Raw genomic sequence first — 23,498 nt, forward strand, 5'->3', positions numbered from 1 at the left:
CCTTCGCGAGCCGGACGCCGGGGCGGGGCCGACCCCGCTCCCGGAGCTCGGTGCCTCGATGCCTCGGTGTCGAGGACCGTCGCCCCGGGCCCCGGGACGGACGGACCCCGGCGCCGCCCGCACCCCCGGGTGACGCGGCGGAACCGGCCGATCCGCACGGAGCGCCGCTCAGGCCGCGGTTCGGCGCAGCCAGGCGCGTGCGACGGCGAGCCAGGCTTCGGCCCGGGTGCCGTCGTGGGAGGCGGCTCGGGCGACCCGCTCAGCCCTCTCCGGGTCGGTGCGGGACTGTATCCGCGTCAAACGCACCAGCCAGAGCGAGTGCTGTAGGTCGACGGCGTGCCGCAGGGCTTCCTCGAACAGCTGCTCCGCCAGCTCGGACCCGTCGGCCCCGGCGCGCCAGCTCGCCAGCATCAGGTTCTGCGCCAGCGCCGACCGCGCCGTTCGCAGTGCCGTGTGGTCGTCACCGTCAGGGACCAGCCGGTCGGCTCGCGGCAGCAACCGCAGACCTCGTTCGGGATGCCGGGCGGTCAGACGGACGACCACGTCGATCGCGGCCGCGGCGACCTCGGCGCGTACCCGCGTCTCCTTGACCATGACGCCGTCGATCCCCTCGACCACCCATAGCTGCGGGTGCCCTGCGACGTGCTCGGAGAGCAGGGCCAGGGCGCGTTCGGTGTCGGCCAGCAGCTGATCGACGCGGTCCGGATCGGTGCCCCCGATGACGGCCTGCTCGACGTGGTGCACGAACCACCAGGCCGAGTTCACCAGTGCCCGTCCGATCGCGGCCAGCGCCGGGTAGGGCGCGTGGTCAGGACCGACCTGCCGGGCCATGGCCACGCCGCGCGCCGCGAGCGCCAGCGCGTCCTCCGCGGCGGAAGCCGCCTGCGTTTCGGCGGCGTCGACCAGCACGGCGGCGACCTCGCACCGGAGGCGGTCCGACTCCTCGTCGGTGCCGACACCGGCGAGACCGGCCGTCGCCGCTTCCGCGAGCGCGACGGCCCGCTCGGGATCGGTGGCCGCGCAAGCCCCGGCGACCCCCACGCGCACCGACCGGACTTCCTGCTGCAGGCGCGCCCGGCGCCACTGGAAGGCGACGCGGGCGACGTCCCCCTCCGCGTCCGCGTCCGCGGTCAGCTGCTCAGCCAGGCCGGCGTCGAGCGGGGCGAGGAGGCGGGCGGCGTGCAGGAGGGCCAGGGCCCGTTCCCGCCCCGGTGGCAGGGCGCGTGCGGTGCGCTCCGCCCCGTGCGCAGCCGCGACCTCCTCGGCGCCCGGGGTGCTCCGGTCGGCGGTCCTCGGAGCCGGAACGCGCGGGGGCGCAGCTGCGGCGGCGCTCAAGTCGGCCGCCTCGGACTCCAGTTCCCCGGCCCGGTCGGGGGCGACGTCGTACCACTCGTCCGCCAGCATCCACAGCTCCTCGGCCAGGTCCGCGCCGTCCTCCTCGGCGCGCAGGAGGCCCTCGTACTCGTCCGCGAACCGGTTCTCCCCACCGGGATCGACGGCGAAGAAAGCCCGGGCCAGGAACAGCAGGGCGGTTTCGCGGTCCTGGCCGTCGAGCTGGTCCAGCAGGGACTCGGCCTCCTCCAGGAGGGTCCGGGCCCGCCCGCCACCGAGTGCCGCCAGGCTGCCGGCGGTCTCGGCGAGGAGGACCAGCCGCTCCATCGGCTCCTCCGCCGCACGAGCGGCGCGCTCGGCCTCGTCGGCGAGGGCCGATCCGCGGACCGCGTCGATGCCCGCCCACACACCGGCCGCCCGGGCGATCCACAGCGCCCCCTCCTCGTCGTCGCAGGCGCGGGCGGCCTGTTCCGCCGTGGCCAGTGCACCGATCGCCCGGCGCCGGTGCCGGGCGTCCGGCGCGGCGACGGCCGGGGGCCGGACGGGCGCGACGGACGCGACGGGCCCGAGCGTGCAGCCGGAACCGCCTGCGGTCACCGTCTCCAGCAGCGCACCGGCCTCCTGGACCGTCGCCCGGCGGTTCGGGTCCTTGACGAGCAGCCGGGCGATGAGCGGGGCGAGCGCTCCCGCCCGCTGCGGTCGGGGCGGTTCGTCGAACAGGACGGCGCTCAACGCGTCAGCCGCCGTTCCCCGGCGGAACGGCGAGAAGCCCTCGACCGCCTGGTAGAGGGTCACCCCGAGCGAGAACAGATCGCTGCCCGGGCCGCCGCCGCCCCGCACCCGTTCGGGCGCGAGGTACTCCACCGAGCCGATCAGCAGCCCGGTCCCGGTCAGCGCGGTGTCGTCGTGGTGGACTGCGATGCCGAAATCCGTCAGCAGGATCCGCCCGTCACCGGTGAGCATGACGTTGGCGGGCTTGACGTCGCGGTGCTGGATGCCCGCGGCGTGAGCGGTGCCGAGGGCGCCGAGCAGTGCCGACGCGACCGAGGCCGCGGCCCCGACGTTCAACGGGCCCTGCGCGGCCAGCCGTTGCTGCAGCGAGACGCCGTCGACGAGTTGCATGACGATCCAGGGGACTCCGTCGTCGACGACCACGTCGTGCACGGTCACGACATTGGGGTGGTCACGCAGCCGCGCGGCGTTGCGCGCCTCGCGCTCCGCCCGCACCAGCCGCTCCCGCCGCTCCTCCTCCGTTGCGGAGGGCGGGATCCACACCGCCTTGACCGCGACGTCGATCTGCAGCGTCTCGTCCCGCGCCCGCCAGACCTGCCCGAAGCCGCCCGCGCCCAACTGCTGGATCAGGCGGTAGCGTCCACCGACCACCCGGCCCGGCTCCATCTCGTTCGCCACGGTCCCCCGCTCACGCTTCTCCGGTGTACTGACCGAGGACAAGCGTATGGACATCACCCTGTCCCCAGCAGGGGTATCGAATTCCCGATCTCCCGCCCCGGGTACCTGCTCTGACGCCCACGCACCGCCCGGCACCGGCGCGCTCGACGACCACTGCTCACCCGACACGCCACTTGGGCCCGCCCCCCAGCAGACCATCGGCCCAGGGCAGGCGGCCTCCGGCCTCCGCCCGCGCGACCGGTGGTGTGCTGTCCGTCGCGGCTGCGGTACGTCACTGGCGCCCGTACGAGCGGACGGACCTGCCGTCGCCCACCAGGCCGCACCCCACCTCGCCGCCGTTCTCGTCCGGGCCGGGCGTCGGGCCGCTGTCAGCGATCGACCACCCATTGCGCGTCCGCGGGCCACGAGCCCGTGCCGACGACGTGCTCCACGAGTCTGAACGCTTCGCCGATGGGCACGGTGTCCTGGTCCGGGTACTCGTCGTGCTGTCCGTCGGACAGGACGAACCCGTCGCTCGACCCGTCGGATCCGGGGTCCACCGCGTGCTCGCCGGGATCGCCCTCCGCTTCGAGCAGCACCACCATCGCGCGCTGGGTGTTGGTCACGAAGGCCAGCGACCGTCCGGACGAACTGGTCAGCCACGTCTCGAACCGCCCGTCGGCGATCCTCGACCGAAGGGCCTCCAGCACCCCCTCGGACGACACGGAGGCGCGGCTGCCGTCATCGACCACCCAGGTCTCGGTCACGGGTGGACGACCTCACGGACGGATCCGGAGGACGGTGCCCGGTCGTCGCGGATCGCGCGCACCAGGCCGGCGACGAGGTTCGCCCGTTCGGCCATGGCGTCGACCAGCAGGTACTCGTGGTCGGCGTGGGCGCCGCCGCCGACCGCTCCGAGGCCGTCGAGCGTCGGTACGCCGAGCGCCGCCGTGAAGTTGCCGTCGCTCCCGCCGCCGACCGCCCGGCCTTCGAGGCCGGGGAGCAGCCGCCGGGCCTCCGCGAAGAGCCGGAGCGAGGCGGACTCGGGCATCGGGGGCCGCCCGACGGCTCCCCGGACGGTGATCCGTGCGCCGTCGAGGTGCGGGGTCAGGGCCGCGAAGGCGGCCTCGACGCGGTCCTTCTCGGCGGCGGTCTCGACCCGGACGTCGACGAGGACGGTGGCTTCGGCCGGGACGACGTTGTCCAGGGTCCCCGCGGACGCGACGGTCGGGGTGACGGTGGTCCCGAGCTCCGGGCGGCCGAGGGCGGCGATGTCCAGGACCTGGTGGGCGGCCTCGATCAGCGCGTTGATCCCGGCCTCGGGTTCGAGTCCGGCGTGCGCGGCGCGGCCGGTGACGGAGACCTCGAAGGTGCCGCAGCCCTTGCGGGCGGTCTTCAGCCCTCCGCCGTCGGCGGCGCCCTCGAGGACCAGGACGGCGCCGCAGGCGAGCGCGCGTTCCTCGATGAGGGCGCGGGAGGTGCGGGAGCCGACCTCCTCGTCGGCGGTGACGAGGATCTCGACGCCGGTCAGGTCGTCGAGCGAGGCCAGTCCGTGGACGGCCTGGACCAGGCCGCCGAGCATGTCGAAGACGCCGGGGCCGGTGGCCCGCCCCTCCGCGACGGCGAAGGGGCGGCGCTCCAGGGTGCCGAGCGGGAACACCGTGTCGTGGTGGCCGAGGACCAGCACCCGGGGTTCGCCGCCGCCCGACCAGTGGACGTGCGGCAGCCCTTCCCGCTCGACAACGACCGCCCGTCCGCCCAGGCGGTTCTCGATCATGGCGGCGACGACCCCGGCCGAAGCCTTGAGGGCCGTGGGATCACCCGAGGGGGACTCGGTCTCGACGAGTGTCCCGAGGTCCTCGACCATCGCCTCGACACTCACCCGGACGCTCTTGCGCTTCGTCATCCCCGAAGGCTATCCGGTGCCCCCCACCACTTCGGCACTCAGTGCTGGACGACGACGCGCTCGCCCTCGCCGACGGGCTCCTGGAAGGCGTCGAAGTAGCGCTGCAGGGTCTCCACGGAGACCGTGACGCTGTTGGCGTCGTTGCGCGGGTTGCGGGCGGCGAGGCGGCGGCGGAGGGTGGGGAGGTCGGCCCGCAGGCGGATCAACTCCCAGCGGCAGCCGTGCCGTTCGATCAGGGCCTTGTAGCGGTCGCGGGTGGCGCGCTGCCAGAAGCTGTAGTCGACGACGACGGGGCGGCGGGCCGTCAGCAGCCGGATCAGCTCCTGCCACAGCTCGGCCTCGACGGCAGCCTTCAGCCGGTCGTACTCGGCCGGGTCGAGTTCGGCGGCGTCGTGGCCGATCCGGGCCCAGATCACCTCGTCGATCGACAGCCGGGTGAAGCCGCGCCGCTCCAGGGCCCGCGCGTAGGTGGACTTGCCCGAGCCGGGCAGCCCGCACATCAGCACGGCCAGGCCGCGTTCCGTCCCGTCGAACTCGGGGAGCAGCAGCTCGGGTTGCGGTTCCGCGCCGTCCGCGCCGTCCGCGCCGTCCGCGCCGTCCGCGCCGTCCGTGCCGACCAGGTCGTCCATGGCGGCCACCCTAGGGGGCGACCGCCGTCGGGCGGGAGTCGATTTCGGTGCGCGGCGCGGGCGCGGACGGGGACGGGGACGGGTCGACGGGGGGCAGGGCGTCGAGGGTGCGGACGCGGGGGATCGGGGAGGGGAGCAGCCACAGGGCGGCGAGGGTGCCGCCGACGGCGGCGGTGAGCAGGGCGGGGCGCAGGCCCAGGGCGGTGCCGAGCAGGCCGCCGAGCAGCGCGCCGAGCGGGCGGACGCCGTAGTTGACGGTGGCGAAGGCGCCGGAGACCCGGCTGCGCAGGTGGTCGGGGACGACCGCGGTCTGCAGGGCGTTCAGCGGGACGTCGAGGAGCATCACGCCCAGGCCGGAGAGGAACTCCGCGCCCGCCAGCACACCCGTCCGCGCCCAGGACGGGCCGTCCGCGAGGACCAGCAGGGCGGTCGGCGCGGGGAACAGCACCGCGCCCAGCACGATCGTCCGGCCGACGCCGATCCGCCGTGACAGCGCCGGGGCGGTCACCGCGCCCAGCAGGCTCCCGGTCGCGCCGACGGCGAGGGCCAAGCCGATCCGGCCCGCGGACAGGCCCAGTTCGCGGCCCGCGAAGAGCACGGTGAGGCTGTAGCCGACGAAGGTGAAGAAGTTGACGGTGGTGCAGCAGCCCAGGCTCGCCCGCAGGTACGGGTGGCGCAGCACGAACGCCAGCCCCTGCCGGGCCCGGGTCCGCACCGCTTCGTCCGGTCCCGCCGGGCGGGGCGGCGGGTCGGTCCGGACGCCGCCGACCAGCAGGGCCGAGGCCAGGAAGGACAGCGCGTCGGCGAGCACCGCGACGGGCGCCGTCAGCACCTGCACCAGCACCCCGCCGAGCGCCGGACCGGCCAGTTGCGAGGCCGAACGGGTGCTGCTGAGGCGGCTGTTGGCGGCGAGGTAGGCCGAGCGCGGTACCAGGTGCGCGAAGAACGGCGCGTACGCGTTGCCGAACAGCACGCCCGCGGTGCCCGTCACCACCGCGACGGCGTACAACTGGCCCAGCGTCACCGCGTCGAACAGCGCGGCAGCCGGGAGGGTGGCCAGCGCCGCGGCGCGGGCGAGGTCGGCCAGCACCAGCAGCCGTCGCTGGTCGGTGCGGCCGTCCACCCAGGCGCCGAGCAGCACCGCGAGCAGGTTCGGCGCCCAGAGCGCCGCGGTCAGCCCGGCGACCTGCGCGGTGCTCGCCCCCAGCGGGCCGACCGCGATCAGCGGCAGCGCCAACTCGGAGACCCGGTCCCCGAACTGGGAGACCGCCTGCCCGGCCCAGAACCGCCGGAACCGCCCGTTCCCGCGCAGCGGCGAACTCACGCCGGACCGCCCGTCGCCCCGGTGCCCATCGCCCCGGTGCCGGTCTCGCCGTCCGTCGCGGCGCCCTCCGGCAGGACGTAGCGCATCAGGCGCACCACGCGCGCGTCCGGCGGCCGCTCGGCGGCCTCGCGGTGGACGTACGGGGCGAGCAACTGCTCGATGGCGTCCGAGAGTTCGGCGAGTTCGGCGGGGGAGAGGGCGACCTGGGTGTCGGCCAGCCCGGACAGCCGCAGCCACTGCGGCGGCAGCGTCGGGCCGACCTCGGCCATCCAGCGGGCCGGGGCGTCGGCGGAGCGTCGGAACATCAGCTGGGCGAGCGCCCCGGCGGCCTCCCGGCTCTCCCCGTCCGCCCCCGGCGCGAACCGGAACCCGCGCCCGACCGCCTCCCAGCGCCGCTTGCGCCGGTCGGGCCCGGGCTCGGCGTCCCGCACCAGCCCGAACTCGGCCAGGTGTCGCAGGTGCCAGCTGGCGACCGTCGGCGTCGCGCCCACGTGCGGCGACAACTCCGTTGCGGTGGAAGGACCGTGGCGCCGCAGCCGATCCAGGATCGCCAGCCGCACGGGGTGGGCCAGGGCGCGCATCGCCCTGGGGTCGGTGACCTCGACGTCACCGAGCGGGTTGCCGGAGCTCATTCCTGAGAGTGTGCTCTCACAGTATCTGAGAGTCAACTCTCACATCTTGGCCGAGGGGATGTGCGGGCGGCGGGCGAAACATTGCAACGGCCCGGTGAACAGCTTGCGTTGTCTGCCCGCGGACGATTGCGGGGGGTTCCGGCGCGCCCGTAGGTTCACCGTCAGCGCGCCGCGCACGATCCGTCCGGACGGGGACGCCCGCCGACTCGCACCGCCTGCCGCCACTCCTCCTGCGAAAGGGTACGCACGCCATGAGTCGGAACCCCGAACCTCCTTACGAAGAACCGAAGTTGGGACGCCGCGATTTCCTGGCCGGCGCCGCCTCGGTGGCCGCCGCGACCGCGCTGCCGCTGGGCCTCGGCGCCGGGAGCGCCGCCGCGGCGGGGGCCGGTCGGCCGAACGTGCTGGTGATCCTGACCGACGACCAGCCCAAGCAGACCGAGTGGGCCACCCCGAAGACGGTGGACTGGCTGGTCGGCCACGGCGTGCGGTTCACCGCCGGGCACGTCACCACGCCGCTGTGCGCGCCGTCCCGCTCCTCGATCTTCAGCGGGCGGTACGCGCACCACCACGGCGTCCGCGACAACGGCCACCCGTACAACCTCGACCAGCACGACACCGTCCAGCGGGTGCTGCACCAGGCCGGGTACCGCACCGGGCTGTTCGGCAAGTACCTGAACGCCTGGCAGCCCGCCGACAACCCGCCGCACTTCGACGAGTGGCTGCTGTCCGCGCCGGTGGTCTACAACGACGGCCAGTACAACGACAACGGCACCGTGCGCACCATCCCCGGCTACTCGACCTCGGTGATCCGCGACCACGCGCTGGCCTTCCTCGACAAGGCCGCCACCGATCCGCGCCCCTGGTTCGCGTTCGTCGCCCCGAAGGCCTCGCACGAACCCAACACGCCCGAGCCCAAGTACGCCGACACCACCGTCCCGGCCTGGAGCGGCCGCCCGTCCGTCGGCGAGGCCGACCGCAGCGACAAGCCGCAGTGGATCCAGGACGCCACCGCCACCCTCGACACCGCCCGGCAGCTGCGGGCCCGCCAACTGCGCACCCTGCTCTCGGTGGACGACGCCGTGCAGGCCCTGCACGACAAGCTCGCCGCGCTCGGGCAGCTCGACAACACCCTGGTGATCTACCTCGGCGACAACGGCTACACCTGGGCCGACCACGGCTGGTCGAAGAAGTCGGTGCCCTACCTGCCCTCCGTCGAGGTGCCGTTCTACGTCTCCTGGCCGGCCGGCGGCCTCGGCCCGGGCAGCCCCGCCGACCACCGGATCGTCGCCAACATCGACCTCGCGCCGACCATCCTGGACGCGGCCGGGATCACCCCCGACTGGACGCTCGACGGGCACTCGCTGCTGGGCCCGTACAGCCGCGACCACCTGCTGGTCGAGTACTGGGAGCAGGGCGTCCACCAGGCCGGGCGGCCGCACACCTGGTCCTCGTACCTGTCGAGGACCGAGCAGTACACCGAGTACTACAAGCTGCACACCGATGCGAACGGCCTGCCCGTCGGCACCGGCGAGGTCGCCTTCCGCGAGTACTACGACCTGGAAGCCGACCCGTACCAGCTGGTCAACCGGCTGTACCAGGCCACCCCGGCCCAGGAGCAGGCGCTCGGGATCCCGGCCCTCGCCGCGACCCTCGCCGCCGAGCGCGGCGCCTGACGCCGACCTCGTGGGCCCAGCCCCCGAAGACCCCGGCCGGTCGTCTCCCCGGCGACCGGCCGGACCCGCACCCCCGCGAAGAAGAGGCCGCCATGCTCTCCTGCTGCACCCCCGGGCACGAGCCCGCCGACCTCGGCCTGCCCGCCCTGCCGGTCCTGTCCGCCCTGCCGGTCCTGACCCTGGAAGCCGCGCCCACCGCGCCCGCGCCCGCCACGCCCGCGCCCGCCGCGCCCGCGCCCGCGCCCGCCCCCGCCGCGCCCGCACCCCGCTCGCCCGCCGCGGTGCGGGCCGCCCGCGGACTGCTGGAGCTGCCCGGCGGGGCGTTCCTGATGGGCGGGCAGGACCCGGACGGCATCCCCGGGGACGGCGAGGGGCCGGTTCGCGAGGTGCGGCTCGCGCCGTTCGCGATCGCCGCGACCACCGTCACCAACGCCGAGTTCGCGTCCTTCGTCCGGGAGACCGGGTACGTCACCGACGCCGAACGCTTCGGCTCCAGCTTCGTCTTCGAGGGCTTCCTCACCGACCGGCTGCGCGCCGCCTCCCCGCGGGTCGCCGCCACCCCGTGGTGGCGGGCCGTCGAGGGCGCCACCTGGCGCGCCCCCGAGGGCCCCGGCAGCGACTACGCCGCCCGCCAGCAGCACCCGGTGGTGCACGTCTCCTGGAACGACGCCCGGGCGTACTGCGAGTGGTCCGGCACCCGGCTGCCCACCGAGGCCCAGTGGGAGTACGCGGCCCGCGGCGGCCGGGAGGGCACCCGCTACCCGTGGGGCGACGAACTCGCCCCCGGCGGACGGGAGATGCTCAACATCTGGCAGGGCGACTTCCCGACCCGCAACACCGGCCGGCACCGCTCCACCGCCCCCGTCCGCTCGTACCGCCCCAACGGCCACGGCCTCTACAACGTGCTCGGCAACGTCTGGGAGTGGTGCGCCGACCGCTTCAGCCCCGACCACCACCGCGCCGACACCCCCGCCACCCGGCAGGACCCGCTCGGCCCGCCCACCGGCACCTCCCGCGTCATGCGCGGCGGCTCCCACATGTGCCACGCCTCCTACTGCAACCGCTACCGGCTGGCCGCCCGCTCCGCCAACACCCCGGACAGCTCCAGCGGCAACATCGGCTTCCGCATCGCCCGTTGAGACCGCCGGGCCCCCGGGGACCGCACCCTTGACCGGCCCTTGCCGGGGCCGTGAGGGCGTGTCGCGGGGGTGCCCCGCGGCCCTAGCGTCCTGCCGCCGAGCTGAAACCGGTCGCGGCGCCACACCCCATCGGTGTCGTCGACCGTCCCCCATCAACCCCGGCTCGGTGGGAGGAAACCCGATGAACCGCAAGACCGCTCTGGCGGCAGCTGTTGCGGCCGCCCTCACCATGGGCACCGTGATGGTGGCGAGTTCCCAGTCCCCCGCACTGGCCAGCGGCACCACCGCGAACGGTGCCGGATTCCAGGCGATGACCTCGGTCGGCCGCACCGCGCTCCTGGAGCAGGCGGAGAAGGACGCCAAGGACGTGGCCAAGAGCCTGGGCCTGGGGCCGGACGAGCGCCTGCTGCCCAAGGACGTGCTGGTCGACAACGACGGTGCCCGGCACGTGCGGTACGACCGCACCTACCGCGGGCTGCCCGTCATCGGCGGCGACCTGGTCGTCCACTACGGCGCGAACGGCAAGGCCACCTCGACCACCTGGGCCCACCAGGGCGCGATCAAGGTGGCGGGCGTGACGCCCAAGCTGTCCGGCCAGGACGCCTCGGCGGCCGCCGTGCGCAGCGCCAAGCACGTCAAGCAGGCCCGCACCACCAACCTGGACACCAGCCAGCTGGTGGTCTGGGCGGTCGGCAAGGTCCCGGTGCTGGCCTACCGCAACACCGTGACCGGCGCGGGCGAGGCGGGCGCCAACTCCCGCGAGGCGGTCCTGCTGGACGCCGCCAGCGGGGCGGTGCTGGACCAGTACGAGGTCAACCAGACCGTCTCCGGCACCGGCAACGGCGTCAACGTCGGCCAGGTCACCATCGAGACCAGCCAGGGCGGCAGCGGTTACACGCTGACTGACGCGCTGCACGGCTCGACGATCGTCTACGACTCGTACAACAGCCCGCAGTCCAACCCCGCGCAGAACGCCCGGACCTTCTCCAAGTCGACCAACTCCTGGGGCAACGGCTCCACTTCGAGCCGGGAGAGCGCCGCCGTCGACGCCTCCTACGGCCTGGCGAAGACCTGGGACTTCTACAAGAACACCTTCAACCGCTCCGGCATCCGCAACGACGGCCGCGGCGCCCCCGCGTACGTCCACGTGGACAACCAACTGCTGAACGCGTTCTACGACGACTCCTGCTTCTGCATGTCCTTCGGCGACGGATCCTCGCAGAACGGCAACACCCCGCTCACCGCCCTGGACGTCTCCGGCCACGAGATGAGCCACGGCGTCACCGCCGCCACCGCCAACCTCAACTACTCCGGCGAGTCCGGCGGCCTCAACGAGGCGACGTCCGACATCTTCGGCACCATGGTCGAGTTCTACGCCAACAACAGCACCGACCCCGGCGACTACTACATCGGCGAGAAGCTCCGGATGGGCAACGGCTACCTGCGCCGGATGGACAACCCGGCCGCGGACGGCTCCTCGCTGTCCTGCTACAGCAGCCGGGCCGGGCAGGTCGACGTGCACTACTCCTCCGGCATCGCCAACCACTTCTTCTACCTGACCGCCGAGGGCACCGGCGCCAAGACCATCGGCGGCCTGCCGCACAACGGCACCCCGTGCAACGGCGACACCTTCAACGGCATCGGCAAGGACAAGGCCGCGGCGGTCTGGTACCGCGCCCTGTCCACCTACATGACCTCCACCACCACCTACTCGGCGGCGCGCACCGCCACCCTGCAGGCCGCCGCCGACCTGTACGGCGCCAACTCGCAGGAGCGGTACATCGTCTCCAAGGCGTGGGCGGCCGTCTCGATCGGCACCGCGCTGCCCGACCCGGGCGGCAACCCGTCCCCGTCGCCGACCGCCTCGCCGACCTCCTCGCCCACCGGCAACCCCAACCCGGGCAACGCGCTGACCAACGGCGACTTCGAGCAGGGCGCCACCGGCTGGACGCAGAGCGCCGACGACATCACCAACTCCACCCAGCAGCAGGCCCACGGCGGCTCCTGGTACGCCTGGATGATGGGCTACGGCTCCGCCGCCACCGAGACCCTCGCACAGAACAACGTCGCCGTCCCGGCCAGCGGCACCCCGAGGCTCACCTTCTGGCTCAAGGTCACCACCCAGGAGTCCGGCTCCACCGCGTACGACACCCTCAAGGTCAGCGTCAACGGCCAGACCCTGGCGACGTACTCCAACGCCAACGCCTCGGCCGGGTACGTGCAGAAGACCGTCGACCTGAGCGCCTTCCGCGGACAGAGCGTCAACCTGCAGTTCGCCGGGCAGGAGGACGCCTACCTGTCGACCACCTTCCTGGTCGACGACGTCAGCGTCGGCTGACCGGCGGGTCGCGCGACGTCCCCCGGCGGCAGGGCCTCGAAACGTCCCCGGACAGCAGGGCCTTAAAGGGGACTTAACAGCGGGTCGCGGGGGGGGGGGGGGGGGGGGGGACCCCCCCCCCCCCCCGGGGGGCGGGGGGGGCCCCCGCCCCCCCCCCGCCCCCGCCCCCCCCCCCCCGCCGCCGCCCCCCCCCCCCCCCCCCCCCCGCCCCCCCCCCCCCCCCCCCCCCCCCCCCCCCCCCCCCCCCCGGGCCCCCGCCCCCCCGCCCCCCCCGCGGGCCCCCCCCCCCCACGCCCTGACGCACCGTCACCGGCGGCCCATCGGAGGGTCGTCCGAGCGAATCCCGGCGCTGGCCGATCGGGTGACAGTGCGTCGACGAAGCGATAGGCGGGCGGCCGTTCTGGCGATGACTGAGAGTGACCGCCGACCGGTTCGGCGGCCGCCCCGTCCCACGGGCGTCCCACCCCAGCAGGACCGAGCAGGAGAGACATGTCCCGCACCCCCTGGCGACACCGCCTCCCGGCGGCCCTCGCCGTTTCGGCGAGCGTCCTCGCACTGACCGCCGCCGCTCCCGCCGCCCCCGCCGCCCAGACAGGCCCCGGCGGGGGCGCCGCGATGCCGCCCGCCGCCCGTGACGCCGAACCGGTCTGCACCGGCCCGTTCGGGCCCCCCGTCCCGGTCACCGGCGGCACGGTCAGCTGGTGCCCGACCGGGGAGGGCGGCCGACTGGTCTTCACCAACACCGGGCCCGGGTACGCCGACCTCTCGCTGGTCGTGTACGACTGCGACGGCGGCAAGGCGCCCGCCGTGGACGCCGCGAAGTGCGCCGCCAGCCTGAAGGGCACCAGCGACGTGATCTGGCGGCAGGTCGGACCGAAGGAGTCGGTGCACGCCGACTTCGCCATCCCGAAGGGCGCCAACGCCCAGGTGTGGTGGACCGCCGACAGCCCCGACCGGGCCGGCGACCTCAGGCTGCTGGGGACGCCGTGGAACGCCTGACCCCCGCCCGACCGTCGCGCACCCCCGCCCCGCGCACCCCCGTCCCGCGGGTGGTCGCGGCCCGGGCGGGTCGCCGCGCCCGGGCCGCGCGGACCGAAGCACTTCCCGACCCCAAGTGAGGACCCCTCCGATGCGCCTGCGTCCGCTCGCCCTCGCCGCCGCCCTCGTGCTCGGCGCCGCCCCGGCTCTGGCCGTCCCGGCCCTGGCCACCCCCGCCCCCACGCCCCCCGCCCAGGCGGCCGCCGTCAACAACCCGCCCGGCGTGCACGTCCTCAACGGCGACAGCCGCGTCGCCCGGCACGTCGCGTGCCCGGCCGGGTGGGTCTGCCTGTACGACGGCGTCCACTACGACCACGCCGCCGTCGCGCTGCTGCCCGGCACCCAACTCGCCGACACCGAGCGGCTGGACCTGCCCGACGGATCCCGGTTCACCGGCGAGGAGGGCATCTCCGCCTGGGTCAACAACTCGCCCGTCGCCTACTGCTGGTACCCCGGCAAGGACTACGGGGACACCGCCACCGCGATGGCCCCCGGCACCCGGGGCAGCGCCCACGACAACGCGCTCAAATCGCTCCGCCCGTGCTGAGCCCGTCCCTCCCCGGGAGCCGCATGACCCCCCTCCACCGGCGCGCCGCCGCTGCCGCCGCGGCCCTCGCCGTCGCCGCGGTCCTCACCGCGACCGGCACCCGGGCGTACTCCTCGCCCGCCGACCGCACCGTCACCACCGGCCCCCGGGCGCACCCCACCGCCACCGACCCCGAGCCCGCCACCGGCCCCGCGCACGGCGGAGCCGCCGTTGCCGCGGCCGCCGTCCCCGTGGTGGCCGTCGGCTGAGGGCCCGTACCGCCCGCCGTCCGTCCGCGCCGCCCGCCGGTGGCACGTTCCGTCCAGCCGACGGGCGGTACGGGCGGGCCGCGCGCTGGATGTCCTACCTCGGCTTCCTCTCCGGGCTGCTGATGTCCGAGTGCGACGACCGGGCCCGCCGCCGCTCGGAACGGCGGATCAAGGCCGCCGGATTCCCCCGGGACAAGTCCCTGCGGAAGTTCGACTTAGACGCGAACCCGAACATCGACCCGGCGACGATCCACACCCTCGCGACCTGCGGATGGATCAAGAAGAGCCTGCCGCTCTGCCTGATCGGCGACTCCGGAACCGGCAAGTCCCACCTGCTGATCGCCCTCGGCACCGAAGCCGCGATGGCCGGCTTCCGGGTCAAGCACGTGCTGGCCACCAAGCTCGAACAGCAGCAGACGGTCGGCCGAGGACAGGCCGGCTGACGCTGCTACCGCGAGCGCCTACTTCGGATACCCGATCTGGGCAATGTCCCCGGCCAGGTCCTCGATCCGAACCTCCGGGTTCAGGGCCGCGACAACGTCTTGGGTCAGCGGTTTCAAGTCATACACGTGCTGAACTGCCGCCAGGTCAAGGGACAGTTCGTAGACTTCGTCGGCGAACTCCAGAAACGCCTCCGCGGTGCCCTCCAGCAGGAGCCCGAACAGCCATTGAGCGCCATCGGCGTCCTCCTCGTCCCAATCCGGGACATGGACATCACCGCACTTCCAGGTGGAGTCGTCTTGTTCCCGCCACAGGCACACGGTGGCTCGTGGGACGCCGCTGCTGTCGGCGAAGGCGGGCTCCTGCACCAAGGCGCGAAAGACCTCCGGAACCGAGTCGAACAACCCGGGCCACAGCGCCGGGGGCGAGACGTGATACGCCGAGATCGGCGACTCGTGGTTGCACGCCTGGGCATAGACCCCGGCCGCGGAGAAGACGATGGCGTAGTCGTTCCCGCTGCCGTCCCGCATCGAGGCCATCTCCTCACCCGGAGCCCACCGGGTGTCATACGAGTAGTAACGCCACTGCCACTCCGGGCTCAGGACAGCGTCCAGCATCGCCATCGCCTTCGAGCGGGCGCGCACCGTCTCGGGCTCGGGCAACTGCTTGATCACTTCGTAGACGCTCACGCGGCAATACAACCGGAGGCCACTGACACAGCCTCGACCGCCCCGGTGCTCTCATCTCTTGGCAACATTCCTCGGCCGACCGACCAACAGCCGCTCTCCGAAGCCACCGACAAGTGCTCTCGGTTCCGACCTACGCAGCCAGGTGCGGCCGTCGACGGTCTGCGAGTTCACGACGGACGAGGGACGGGGCAACGCGGCGCCGTCGCACAAGACGCCGACAGCCCCGGCGCCCCTGCCGTTCTGGCGGTGGTCTTCCCCGCACGCGGCCAACCCCGCGCCCGTCGGTCGAAATCCCGTTGCCGCGCGCAGCGGCTGACCGAGACCATCCCGGCATGAGCCCTCTCCTCCCGCCGGTGATCGACCTGGGCGACCTGATCCTGCGCCAGTTCGCCGACGCGGACCTGGCCGAACTGCACCAGGTGATCGAACAGTCGCTGGAGCACCTGGCCCCGTGGATGGCGTGGACCGCCGGGCACAGTCCGGCCGCGACGGCCGATTTCCTGGCCCGTCGCCCGGGACGCTGGGCCGACGGCGACTGCACCTACGCGATCACCACGGAGAAGGCGATCGTCGGCACCTGCTCCCTGTTCCGAGGCCAGGATTCCCACGGAGCCGGCCGCGAGATCGGCTACTGGCTGCACCCCGCCGCCACCGGCCGCGGGACCGCGACCCGCGCCGCGCGGGCCCTGACCGAGGAGGCGTTTCGCCTGCCCGGCGTCGACTACGTCGAGATCGTCCACGACCCGGCCAACCGCGCCAGCGGAGCCGTGGCGGCGCGCCTCGGCTTCACCCCGTACGAACGCCGTCCCGCCGAACGCCGGGCGCCCGCGGAGAGCGGCGAGGAGCAGGTCTGGCGCCTGACCCGCTCCCGCACCATCACCTCCGCGCCCGGCACTTCCCTCGCTTCAGGGTCTGGCGGCCCATCAGGGCCAGGTCCTGGTGGTCGCCGAGGGCCTGAGCGTCCGCGGTGAACGGCGGCGGCCAGGACCAGAGGGGCCGCGGCGAGGGAGGACCACCAGGGGTGCGCGGTGATCCAGCCCCACGCGTCCACGCTGACCCACCGCCAGAACGTCGTGGTCAGCCACTGCCAGACCACCTCGGCCACGGCCAGGGCGACCACCACCTGGACGATGCGCTTGAGCAGCGGATCGAACGTGCCGTCCTCGCGTAGCACGGCCTTCCCTTCTTTCGTTGCGGTGCGGGCGGGCCTCAGGCCGCGGGTCGGCCGAGCCTGCGACGGGTCCGGGGCGCCTGCAGGCGCAGGAGTTCGTGCAGGGCGTGGCCGTGCTCGGCCCACAGGCGCAGCCGGTCCCGGTCGACCCAGTGCACGGCGTGCCGGTCGCCCCACGCCTTGGCGTCGCGGGTGAAGCCGCCGTTGGTGACCACGACCGCGATGTCGGCGCCGTGCGCGGGACCGGCGGTGCCCTTGACCTGGTACATGACGTGGGAGCCGACCTTCGCGCCGACCCGGGTGTGCTTGGCCTGCAGCACGATGCGGCCCAGGACGGGGTGCCGGCCGATCACGTCGGCGGCCTGGTCGCCCTGCTGGCCGACCTTCTGCGCGCTCCAGCCGTCGCGCACCAGCAGGTCCCGCAGCGCGAACTCGAACTCCTGGTCGCCCAGGGCGTCGATGCCGGTCAGGCTCAGGCGCAGCGTGGCCAGCCGCTCGGCGGCCGCCCGCCGCGCGGCCCGGACGGCGGCCCGCCACACGGCAGTGCCGATCACCGCCGCCCCGGCGAGGGCCGCCAGGACGGGCCAGCCGCGTACGAGGGCCCGGCCGGCGGCCGCGACCGCCGGGGCGAGCGCGACGAGTGCGGCGACGGCGACGGCCGCGGCCGCGAGGACCTCGCCCGTGCCGCGCGGGCGGCGCGGTCTGCGGGCCATCAGCGCGCCGCGGGAGCGGTGACGGCCGGGGCGGCGGGCGGCGTGGCGGTGCCGCTGTCGCCGAAGCCGACGAAGTGCGACCACAGCCACACCAGCGCGCAGAGACCGGCGATCGTCCAGCCGCTCATCTTCTTGGCGCTCGCGCGCGGGCCGGGGTTGCGGCGGATGTGACTGCGGACGCGGTGGTAGCCCGGGGGCACTGTCATCGGGGTCGTTCCCTCCCATCGGCGGGCCGCGGCGCGGCCCGTCTGGCCACTGATGTACCAGCGGCCCAGGACAGGAACTGACGGATCGTCGGCAGACGGCCCCGGTCGCGGGCGCGTTCCGGACACTCCCGCGCCCGGGAGGGCAGCGCGTGCGCCCTCCCGGGCGGACCGGGCACGACCTTGCGTGTTCGAATCACTTTCGGAGGGCGTACCGGCGGGCCACGGGGGGAGGATCCTCCGACACACCCGGCACCGGAGGCTCGGGCCTGCCCGGATGCCCTGACGTGACGCGACAGGGCGCTCGACCCTGAATGGCGGGAATCGGTACGGCGTACGCCGGTGACACACCAGAGGCGCACCTTCGACGTCCTCGGTGCGCCCCGCTGAGGGACGAGGCGTGCGCGCGGTCGGTGCGGCACGGCTGAGCGGCGGGGAGCAAGGCGAGCCGGGCAGCCCTGGCAGCGGCATCGCCGCCGGGCCGACCCGTCGGCGGACGCAGGTGGCCCGGGAGACGACGGCTCCGACCGACACGGCACAGGCACACCGGCCGGTCGCCGCCCGGACCTACGTCCGACCTCACCGGCGCCACACCCCGGTGGCGTCCCCTACCCGCGCCGCGGGGCGGCGTTGTCCATGGAGCGGGTGAGCCGCCGGGGCCGGTCGCCGTTGCGGTAGGGCCGGCCGCGGTGGGCGACGCGGTCGTTGCGGAGGACCAGCATCTCCCCGCCCGACCGGGCCCGCACCGCAGCAGGTCGGCGTGCCCGACGCGGCACCGCGAAGAACCGATGGCACTGGCCGGAGCGGAATCCGCTCCGGCCAGTGCCGCGCCCGCGGCAGCGGGCCCAGCCACCGGGCAAGGGGTCAGGCTGCTGCGCGCACCGTCGTGCGGCCCACGCTCATGTAGGTGAAGCCGAGCGCGCCCATGTCCTGGGGGGCGAGAAGGTTCCGGCCGTCGAAGACCAGCGGGCGTGCCATCACCGCCGCCGCCTGCTCCCAGGCGATGTCCCGCAGTTGGGGCCACTCGGTCACGATGATCGCCGCGTCCGCGCCTGCCATCGCCTCCAGAGGCGTCCGGCAGCGCGTGGCCGAGGACCACGGTTCCCCGGCGAGCGGCCCCACGAGCGGGTCCCAGCACCTGACCGACGCGCCCTCGGCCTGCAGACGGGAGGCGATGATCGCGCTCGGAGCCTCCCGCACGTCGTCCGTACCCGGCTTGAAGGCGATGCCCAGCAGCGCCACCGACCGCCCCTGGAAGCCGCCGATCTCGTCGGACAGGCGCTGGATGGCGCGGCGCGGCTGCAGATCGTTGACCTCGATGACCGACGTCATCAGCTGGAACGAGTACCCGGAGTTGCCGGCCAGGGCGCGCAGCGCCCGGGAGTCCTTGGGGAAGCAGGAACCGCCGTAGCCGACGCCGGGGCGCATGAAGTGCGGACCGAGCCGGTGGTCCATGCCCACCGCGCGGACGACCTGTTCGACGTCAGCCCCCGTCGCCTCGCAGATCGTCGCGATCTCGTTCGTGAAGCTGATCTTCGTGGCGAGCAGGGCGTTCGCAGCGAGCTTGACCATCTCGGCGGAGGGCACGTCCATCTCCGCGATCGGGCCGTCCACACCGTCGTGGAGCTGGGCGACGAGCTTCATCGTGTCGGGGTCGTCGGCGCCGATCACCACCCGGTCCGGGTGCAGGAAGTCGTGCACCGCCCGGCCCTCCGCCGTGAACTCGGGGTTGGCGGCGTACCCCACGGCCTGGAGGCCAGCGCTGTCCATGGCGGCCCGGATCCTCGCACCCGTGCCCACCGGCACGGTGCTCTTGACCACCACGGCCACCAGGTGCCGCGCGCCCTCCAGCGACTTGATCACCTGCCAGATCCGGGAGAGATCGGCGTCTCCCGACGGCGTCGTCGGGGTGTCCACACACACGTACACGACCTCGGCGTCGCGCACGGCCTCCTGCGCGTCGAGGGTGAAGGTCAGCCGGTCGGTGTTCTCCGCGATCAGCTCGGCGAGGCCGTCCTCGTGGATCGGCACTCCTCCGGCGCGCAGGAGCGCGATCCGCTCCTCCTGGATGTCCCGCACGACGACCGTGTGGCCCAGTTTCGCCAGGCAAGCGCCGGTCACGAGGCCGATGTAGCCCGCACCGAACACGGCGATTCGGTTCCGCACCATAAAGTTCCGTCCACCTTCCCGGCGTTGAGGCGTCCTGGCTGTCCGCCGCATCCGACCCTAGAGGATGATCGCTCCACGTCACCGAGCTGTGATCAAGAGTGACTTCCTGCTCGGGGCATCGCGGCTGGCCAAGGCCGGTGACCACGGCCGTCACCGCACCCGGCGGAAAGTCCACTACGGCTCTGGCGGCCTTCCCCGCGCGAACGCCGCCGCTGACGGTGAACGGGCAGAACGTCGGGCACCGGCCCCGCGATGTTCCTCGCGATCTTCGCCAGGACGTCCTTCGCCCCGGGCGCGGGCTTCGCTCAATCGCCCGGCGGGCCTGTGGTGGGAATCGGCCACCCATGAGGGCGCCTTGGGCGTAGGGTGCGGCGGCATGGAGACCTGGGGAGAACTGGCCGACGCCGCACGGGCGGACGGCATCGGGCAGGTGACGGCGGACGCCGTGGTGACCGTCGGCGAAGACGGCCTGCTGCTGCTCCAGCGGGCGGACGACGGCACCTGGGTACTCCCCGGCACCACGCCGACCGGGGCGGACGGCGCCGCGGTGGACGCCGACCTGCGTACGCAGGTGCTCGCCACCACCGGACTCGCCCTCGGACCGATCACCGGCCCCCACGCCTCCTACGACACCCGGTCCGCTGACGGGGACCCGGCCGCGGTGGTGCGCCACTACCTCTACCGGGCGGCCGCACCACAGCGCGAGGCCAGGGTGCGGCAGGCCGACGGGCGCCTGGTCCTCGACCACGGCCTGCGCCTGGACCGTGTCCGCTACCGCTACGGCAACTTCACCGCCTGGCCCTCCCGTTCCCACCTCGTCGCGGACGCCGGCCTCGAATCCGCCCTGGACACCGTGTTCCGGACGGCCGAGAGCCGGGCCGCTCGGGCCGGGCTGTTCGCGCCGCTGTCCGGCGCGGGGGCGGCGGAGGTGGTGGCGGGCGGCATCGACTACGGCCACTTCACGCTCCAGTTCGCCCCGAGCGCGGAGGCGGTGGTGCCGCGGCGCGACCGGATCACCCCCAGTGGCGACGGGGCGATCGTGGCGGTCCCCACCGCCGTGTACAGCCAGCCGGAGGCCGTCTTCCGCCTCGCCCTGTGCGCCGGTCCCCAGCACGGACCGGGTGCTTCCTGGGTCCCGCTCGGCGAGGTGACCGTCGACCTGACCGACACCTTGGCCGTCGTCCTCGTCTCGACCGTCCACGGCGCGCTGCTGGACGTACCGCTGGGCCGCGATGCGGTGGGCCGCCACACCGTGGCGGTGTGGCGGCGCCCCCGAGGTACGGGGCCGATGGAGCTGTTCGACATCAGGCTCTGGCCCAGCCCTCCGGCCCCGGCCCGGTAGGAGCGTCACCGCCCGCCCCCGGTGTCAGTCGGCCAGGAGAGTTCCGGCGTCGATCGCCTCGCGCAGCGCCTCCTTGGCCTGGGGCGGCAGCAGGTTCAGGGCACCGATGGCGTCGGCGGTCAGCGCGACCTCCTCCAGCTCGTACTCGCCGCGGCCCTCGTGCTGGAACTCGGGCCCGGTCCGGGCAGCGAAGTCCCAACTGTCGACGAACGTGAGGAAGATGTGCTCGATGGTGCCGTCGGGGTGGTCGATGCGCTGGAAGGGCCGCACGATCCGGGCGTCGCCGGCGATCTCCTCGCGGATCTCGCGCAGCAGGGCACTGTGGAGGTCGGCGTCGCCGTCCTCGACGCCGCCGCCGACGAGCACCCAGTACGGGGCCTGGCCGGGGCGGGTCCGTTTCATGAACAGGGCGGTGCCGTGACGGCTGATCAGGACGGCGCGGACGCGCTGCTTCATTGCTGCTCCTCGGTGGTGGGCGGTTCCCCGAAACCGGACGGGGGCTCGGGGGATGATCCTGCCGCTGTGCGGGCCGGCCCGTCACCTTCGGCTCGGTTGCGGGGCGGGCAGGTGGAGGTGGGGCGGAGGTAGCGCTCACGCAGCACCGCGGCGCCAGCGCCGGGGGACAGCGGCCGAAGGCGGGAACGGGGCTGGCGGGGTTCGAAGCCGGTCCTCGGCCGCCAGACGGCGACCGCCGCAGGCCAGGGTTCCACGCCTGGCCGCCACACCGTGGGCTTCCCGTCGTGCTTCCCGTTGTGCGCCACGGCATTCCCGCGAACTCGTCGGTCAGTTCCAGGAGTTGCTCGTCGAACGAGCTGCTTGCGCTCGTCGAAGGTCGTGGATCAGCTCCTGCGCCTCGGCCCGCGCGGGCTCGACCCGGGGGTCGTCCGGGCGGGCATGCGGTCCGGCGATCTTCGCCAGCGTGAACAGCCGCATCACCTTGCCGTCCCGGCTCTCCAGGTCCGCCCGGCGCTCGCGCCGGACGCGGTCGGCGAGCGCCGGGACCGCGAGCGACGCGGCCAGCAGCGTCGCCGAGTCCAGGCCCCGCGGCGCCAGCCCCCAGTCCTCCCAGTCGAACAGGCAGAACTCCGGGCCGGTGACGTTCGCCCAGTTCAGGTCCGCGTGCGCCGACCGCCACACGGTCACGCCCGTGCCCACCGCTTCAGGGAACGCGGACCGGATCACCTCGTCGACGTGCCGCTGGGTGATCGCCTCGGTGTCGGGCGTCGCCACCCGGGTCGTGGGCTGGACGGCGAGCGCGTCGAGCGAGGCGTGCAGCGCGGCCCACCAGCCTTCGGGGAGATCGGGAGCCGACGCCAGCACTGCCGTGCCCACCGGCCGCGACGGGAGGAGGGAGGTCTCGTCCGCCCGCCACAGGGCCCCACCGCCCGGCTCCAGCCACACGACCGATCCGGCCCAGCGCGGCATCGCGACCTCGCCCAGCACGGCGGCGGCCTCGGTGCCGGCCCAGCCCTGCACCGCGGCCCGGCTCCACGGCCGGCGCTCCACCCGCACCCAGGTCGATCGGTCGGTCCGGGCACCGACCGTACGGCGCTTGCGAACGACAGTGCTCCTGTCGAGGACCGTACCGAGCCGCTGCTCGACCAGCTCCAGGACCTGGTCGACGGGCTCCTCCCGGAGGTCCACCGAGTGCCCGTGCCCAGCAGCAAGCGTCATGTCCGGAACCGTAGCAGGCCACCGCGAACAGGGAGTGCTGAAGAACCCGGCGCCGCCCCTGCCGCGGACCACCCCGGTGCCGCGGTTCCCGGGGCTGGCGCGCGGGCGGTCGCGCGGGGCGAGCCGGGCGGCGGCGGAGTGCGGATCCGCTGTCACCCGTGCGAGTGGTGGACGGTGAGCGGGCCTGCGTCGGCCCGGCGCACCCGGGCTCACTGGCCGCGGCCGACTGGGCGGACCCGCCTTGCCCCCACGATCCGGTCCTGTGAGGGGCGTTCGGCGAAGCACCCAGGTACCACCCCACCCCCGTTGACGACGCGTGGAATCCCCACACCAGTGCGCGCCGGGCCGGCGGCACCCCGCACTGCGGACGGAGGATCTCCCATGCCCCGGCACAACCCCCTGACGCCCCTCGCACGTCTGCGCGCCCGGTACACCGGCGAGCCCTACACGGCCGCCCGCCACCGCCTGCAACGCGCTGCCCGGCGCCCCGCTCATCCCGGACACCGGGGGCGGCTGCGGTTGCTGTTCAACCCCCGCGAGTACGAGACGACGACCGCCCACGCCGAGGCGATGGCCCGGGCCCCGCGCCGCCACCCTTGCCAGGAGCCGTGCTCGGCGGGCGGGTGGACCCCTTGCGAGCCGGTCTGGAACTTCCGGGCGATCGCGTCGGTCACCTGCCGGTGGTCGCGCCACCGCCCGCCCCGCCTCGGCGTGCGATCCGGCAACAACGGCTCCATCCGCGCCCACCGCGCGTCGGTCGACGGCACACCAGACCAACGATCAGATGATCCGAGGGAAGCGGCCTAGAAGTCTGATGAAGATGTTGGGTTCTGGCCCCGCTGTGTGAGCGGTGGGGCCAGACTCGTTTCGTGGCAATGGGGGAATGGGCCGGGGATCT

The 23,498-nt window shown here is 74.2% G+C and carries 21 protein-coding genes and 1 pseudogene; 9 read left to right on the forward strand and 13 right to left on the reverse strand.

The window, feature by feature from the left end:
• Nucleotides 1-168 precede the first annotated feature (168 nt).
• The 6 genes from ACFY00_RS18120 to ACFY00_RS18145 form a co-directional block, all read right to left on the reverse strand.
• The gene (locus ACFY00_RS18120) at nt 169-2,742 is read right to left on the reverse strand and encodes a protein kinase (protein ID WP_388032479.1); all 2,574 of its coding nucleotides are present in this window, start codon (nt 2,740-2,742) and stop codon (nt 169-171) included.
• A 368-nt stretch (nt 2,743-3,110) separates the two neighbouring features.
• Entirely contained in the window at nt 3,111-3,488 is a 378-nt protein-coding gene (locus ACFY00_RS18125) for a hypothetical protein (protein ID WP_388032480.1), read from the reverse strand.
• Nucleotides 3,485-4,627 (reverse strand): M20 family metallopeptidase, encoded by a 1,143-nt coding sequence (locus tag ACFY00_RS18130; protein ID WP_388032481.1) that lies wholly within the window; start codon nt 4,625-4,627, stop codon nt 3,485-3,487. The genes ACFY00_RS18125 and ACFY00_RS18130 overlap by 4 nt, the downstream gene beginning before the upstream one ends.
• A 38-nt stretch (nt 4,628-4,665) precedes the next feature.
• The gene (locus ACFY00_RS18135) at nt 4,666-5,256 is read right to left on the reverse strand and encodes an AAA family ATPase (protein ID WP_388032482.1); all 591 of its coding nucleotides are present in this window, start codon (nt 5,254-5,256) and stop codon (nt 4,666-4,668) included.
• A 10-nt stretch (nt 5,257-5,266) separates the two neighbouring features.
• Nucleotides 5,267-6,580 (reverse strand): MFS transporter, encoded by a 1,314-nt coding sequence (locus ACFY00_RS18140; protein ID WP_388032483.1) that lies wholly within the window; start codon nt 6,578-6,580, stop codon nt 5,267-5,269.
• Complete coding sequence (locus ACFY00_RS18145) at nt 6,577-7,212, reverse strand: helix-turn-helix domain-containing protein (protein WP_388032484.1); 636 nt, start codon at nt 7,210-7,212, stop codon at nt 6,577-6,579. Before ACFY00_RS18145 ends, ACFY00_RS18140 begins: the two co-directional genes overlap by 4 nt.
• A gap of 290 nt (nt 7,213-7,502) precedes the next feature.
• Between ACFY00_RS18145 and ACFY00_RS18150 the strand changes: the two genes are divergently transcribed.
• From ACFY00_RS18150 to ACFY00_RS18180, 7 genes and pseudogenes are all read left to right on the forward strand, one after another.
• The gene (locus tag ACFY00_RS18150; RefSeq protein ID WP_388032485.1) at nt 7,503-8,888 is read left to right on the forward strand and encodes a sulfatase; all 1,386 of its coding nucleotides are present in this window, start codon (nt 7,503-7,505) and stop codon (nt 8,886-8,888) included.
• A 92-nt stretch (nt 8,889-8,980) separates the two neighbouring features.
• Entirely contained in the window at nt 8,981-10,027 is a 1,047-nt protein-coding gene (locus ACFY00_RS18155; protein ID WP_388032486.1) for a formylglycine-generating enzyme family protein, read from the forward strand.
• 181 nt (nt 10,028-10,208) lie between these two features.
• A complete protein-coding gene (locus ACFY00_RS18160) occupies nt 10,209-12,365 on the forward strand; it encodes a M4 family metallopeptidase (protein WP_388032487.1) in 2,157 nt (718 codons plus the stop codon).
• Between the two features lie 489 nt (nt 12,366-12,854).
• Nucleotides 12,855-13,364, forward strand: a complete 510-nt coding sequence (locus tag ACFY00_RS18165; protein WP_388032488.1) for a hypothetical protein — start codon at nt 12,855-12,857, stop codon at nt 13,362-13,364.
• A gap of 130 nt (nt 13,365-13,494) precedes the next feature.
• The gene (locus ACFY00_RS18170; protein ID WP_388032489.1) at nt 13,495-13,950 is read left to right on the forward strand and encodes a peptidase inhibitor family I36 protein; all 456 of its coding nucleotides are present in this window, start codon (nt 13,495-13,497) and stop codon (nt 13,948-13,950) included.
• A gap of 23 nt (nt 13,951-13,973) precedes the next feature.
• Nucleotides 13,974-14,198: a hypothetical protein gene (locus ACFY00_RS18175; protein ID WP_388032490.1), complete on the forward strand. Its 225-nt coding sequence runs from the start codon at nt 13,974-13,976 to the stop codon at nt 14,196-14,198.
• Nucleotides 14,195-14,602, forward strand: a pseudogene (locus ACFY00_RS18180) (ATP-binding protein); the annotation flags it as partial. The gene ACFY00_RS18175 and the pseudogene ACFY00_RS18180, both read left to right, overlap by 4 nt.
• A gap of 57 nt (nt 14,603-14,659) precedes the next feature.
• Here ACFY00_RS18180 and ACFY00_RS18185 read toward each other — a convergent pair.
• A complete protein-coding gene (locus tag ACFY00_RS18185; protein WP_388032491.1) occupies nt 14,660-15,328 on the reverse strand; it encodes a hypothetical protein in 669 nt (222 codons plus the stop codon).
• 332 nt (nt 15,329-15,660) lie between these two features.
• Here ACFY00_RS18185 and ACFY00_RS18190 point away from each other — a divergent pair, with 332 nt between their 5' ends.
• Nucleotides 15,661-16,299, forward strand: a complete 639-nt coding sequence (locus ACFY00_RS18190) for a GNAT family N-acetyltransferase (protein WP_388032492.1) — start codon at nt 15,661-15,663, stop codon at nt 16,297-16,299.
• A gap of 238 nt (nt 16,300-16,537) precedes the next feature.
• Here the strand turns inward: ACFY00_RS18190 and ACFY00_RS18195 are convergent, their stop codons facing one another.
• The 3 genes from ACFY00_RS18195 to ACFY00_RS18205 form a co-directional block, all read right to left on the reverse strand.
• Complete coding sequence (locus ACFY00_RS18195; protein WP_388032493.1) at nt 16,538-17,212, reverse strand: restriction endonuclease; 675 nt, start codon at nt 17,210-17,212, stop codon at nt 16,538-16,540.
• A complete protein-coding gene (locus ACFY00_RS18200) occupies nt 17,212-17,418 on the reverse strand; it encodes a hypothetical protein (RefSeq protein WP_388032494.1) in 207 nt (68 codons plus the stop codon). Before ACFY00_RS18200 ends, ACFY00_RS18195 begins: the two co-directional genes overlap by 1 nt.
• Nucleotides 17,419-18,279: 861 nt before the next feature.
• Nucleotides 18,280-19,584, reverse strand: coding sequence for a UDP-glucose dehydrogenase family protein (locus tag ACFY00_RS18205; RefSeq protein ID WP_388032495.1), 1,305 nt, complete (start codon nt 19,582-19,584; stop codon nt 18,280-18,282).
• Nucleotides 19,585-19,960: 376 nt separating this feature from the next.
• On the opposite strand from ACFY00_RS18205, the gene ACFY00_RS18210 reads away from it, so the two are divergent.
• Nucleotides 19,961-20,926: a hypothetical protein gene (locus ACFY00_RS18210; RefSeq protein ID WP_388032496.1), complete on the forward strand. Its 966-nt coding sequence runs from the start codon at nt 19,961-19,963 to the stop codon at nt 20,924-20,926.
• 24 nt (nt 20,927-20,950) lie between these two features.
• Here the strand turns inward: ACFY00_RS18210 and ACFY00_RS18215 are convergent, their stop codons facing one another.
• The 3 genes from ACFY00_RS18215 to ACFY00_RS18225 all read right to left on the reverse strand — a co-directional run bounded on the left by ACFY00_RS18215 (nt 20,951) and on the right by ACFY00_RS18225 (nt 23,367).
• Nucleotides 20,951-21,382, reverse strand: a complete 432-nt coding sequence (locus tag ACFY00_RS18215; protein WP_388032497.1) for an NUDIX domain-containing protein — start codon at nt 21,380-21,382, stop codon at nt 20,951-20,953.
• Between the two features lie 327 nt (nt 21,383-21,709).
• A complete protein-coding gene (locus ACFY00_RS18220) occupies nt 21,710-22,600 on the reverse strand; it encodes a hypothetical protein (protein WP_388032498.1) in 891 nt (296 codons plus the stop codon).
• A gap of 491 nt (nt 22,601-23,091) precedes the next feature.
• The gene (locus ACFY00_RS18225; protein WP_388032499.1) at nt 23,092-23,367 is read right to left on the reverse strand and encodes a transposase; all 276 of its coding nucleotides are present in this window, start codon (nt 23,365-23,367) and stop codon (nt 23,092-23,094) included.
• Nucleotides 23,368-23,498 lie beyond the last annotated feature (131 nt).

Origin of the sequence: Kitasatospora sp. NPDC001540 (genome assembly GCF_042894345.1) — a bacterium.
Classification (GTDB): domain Bacteria; phylum Actinomycetota; class Actinomycetes; order Streptomycetales; family Streptomycetaceae; genus Kitasatospora; species Kitasatospora phosalacinea_C.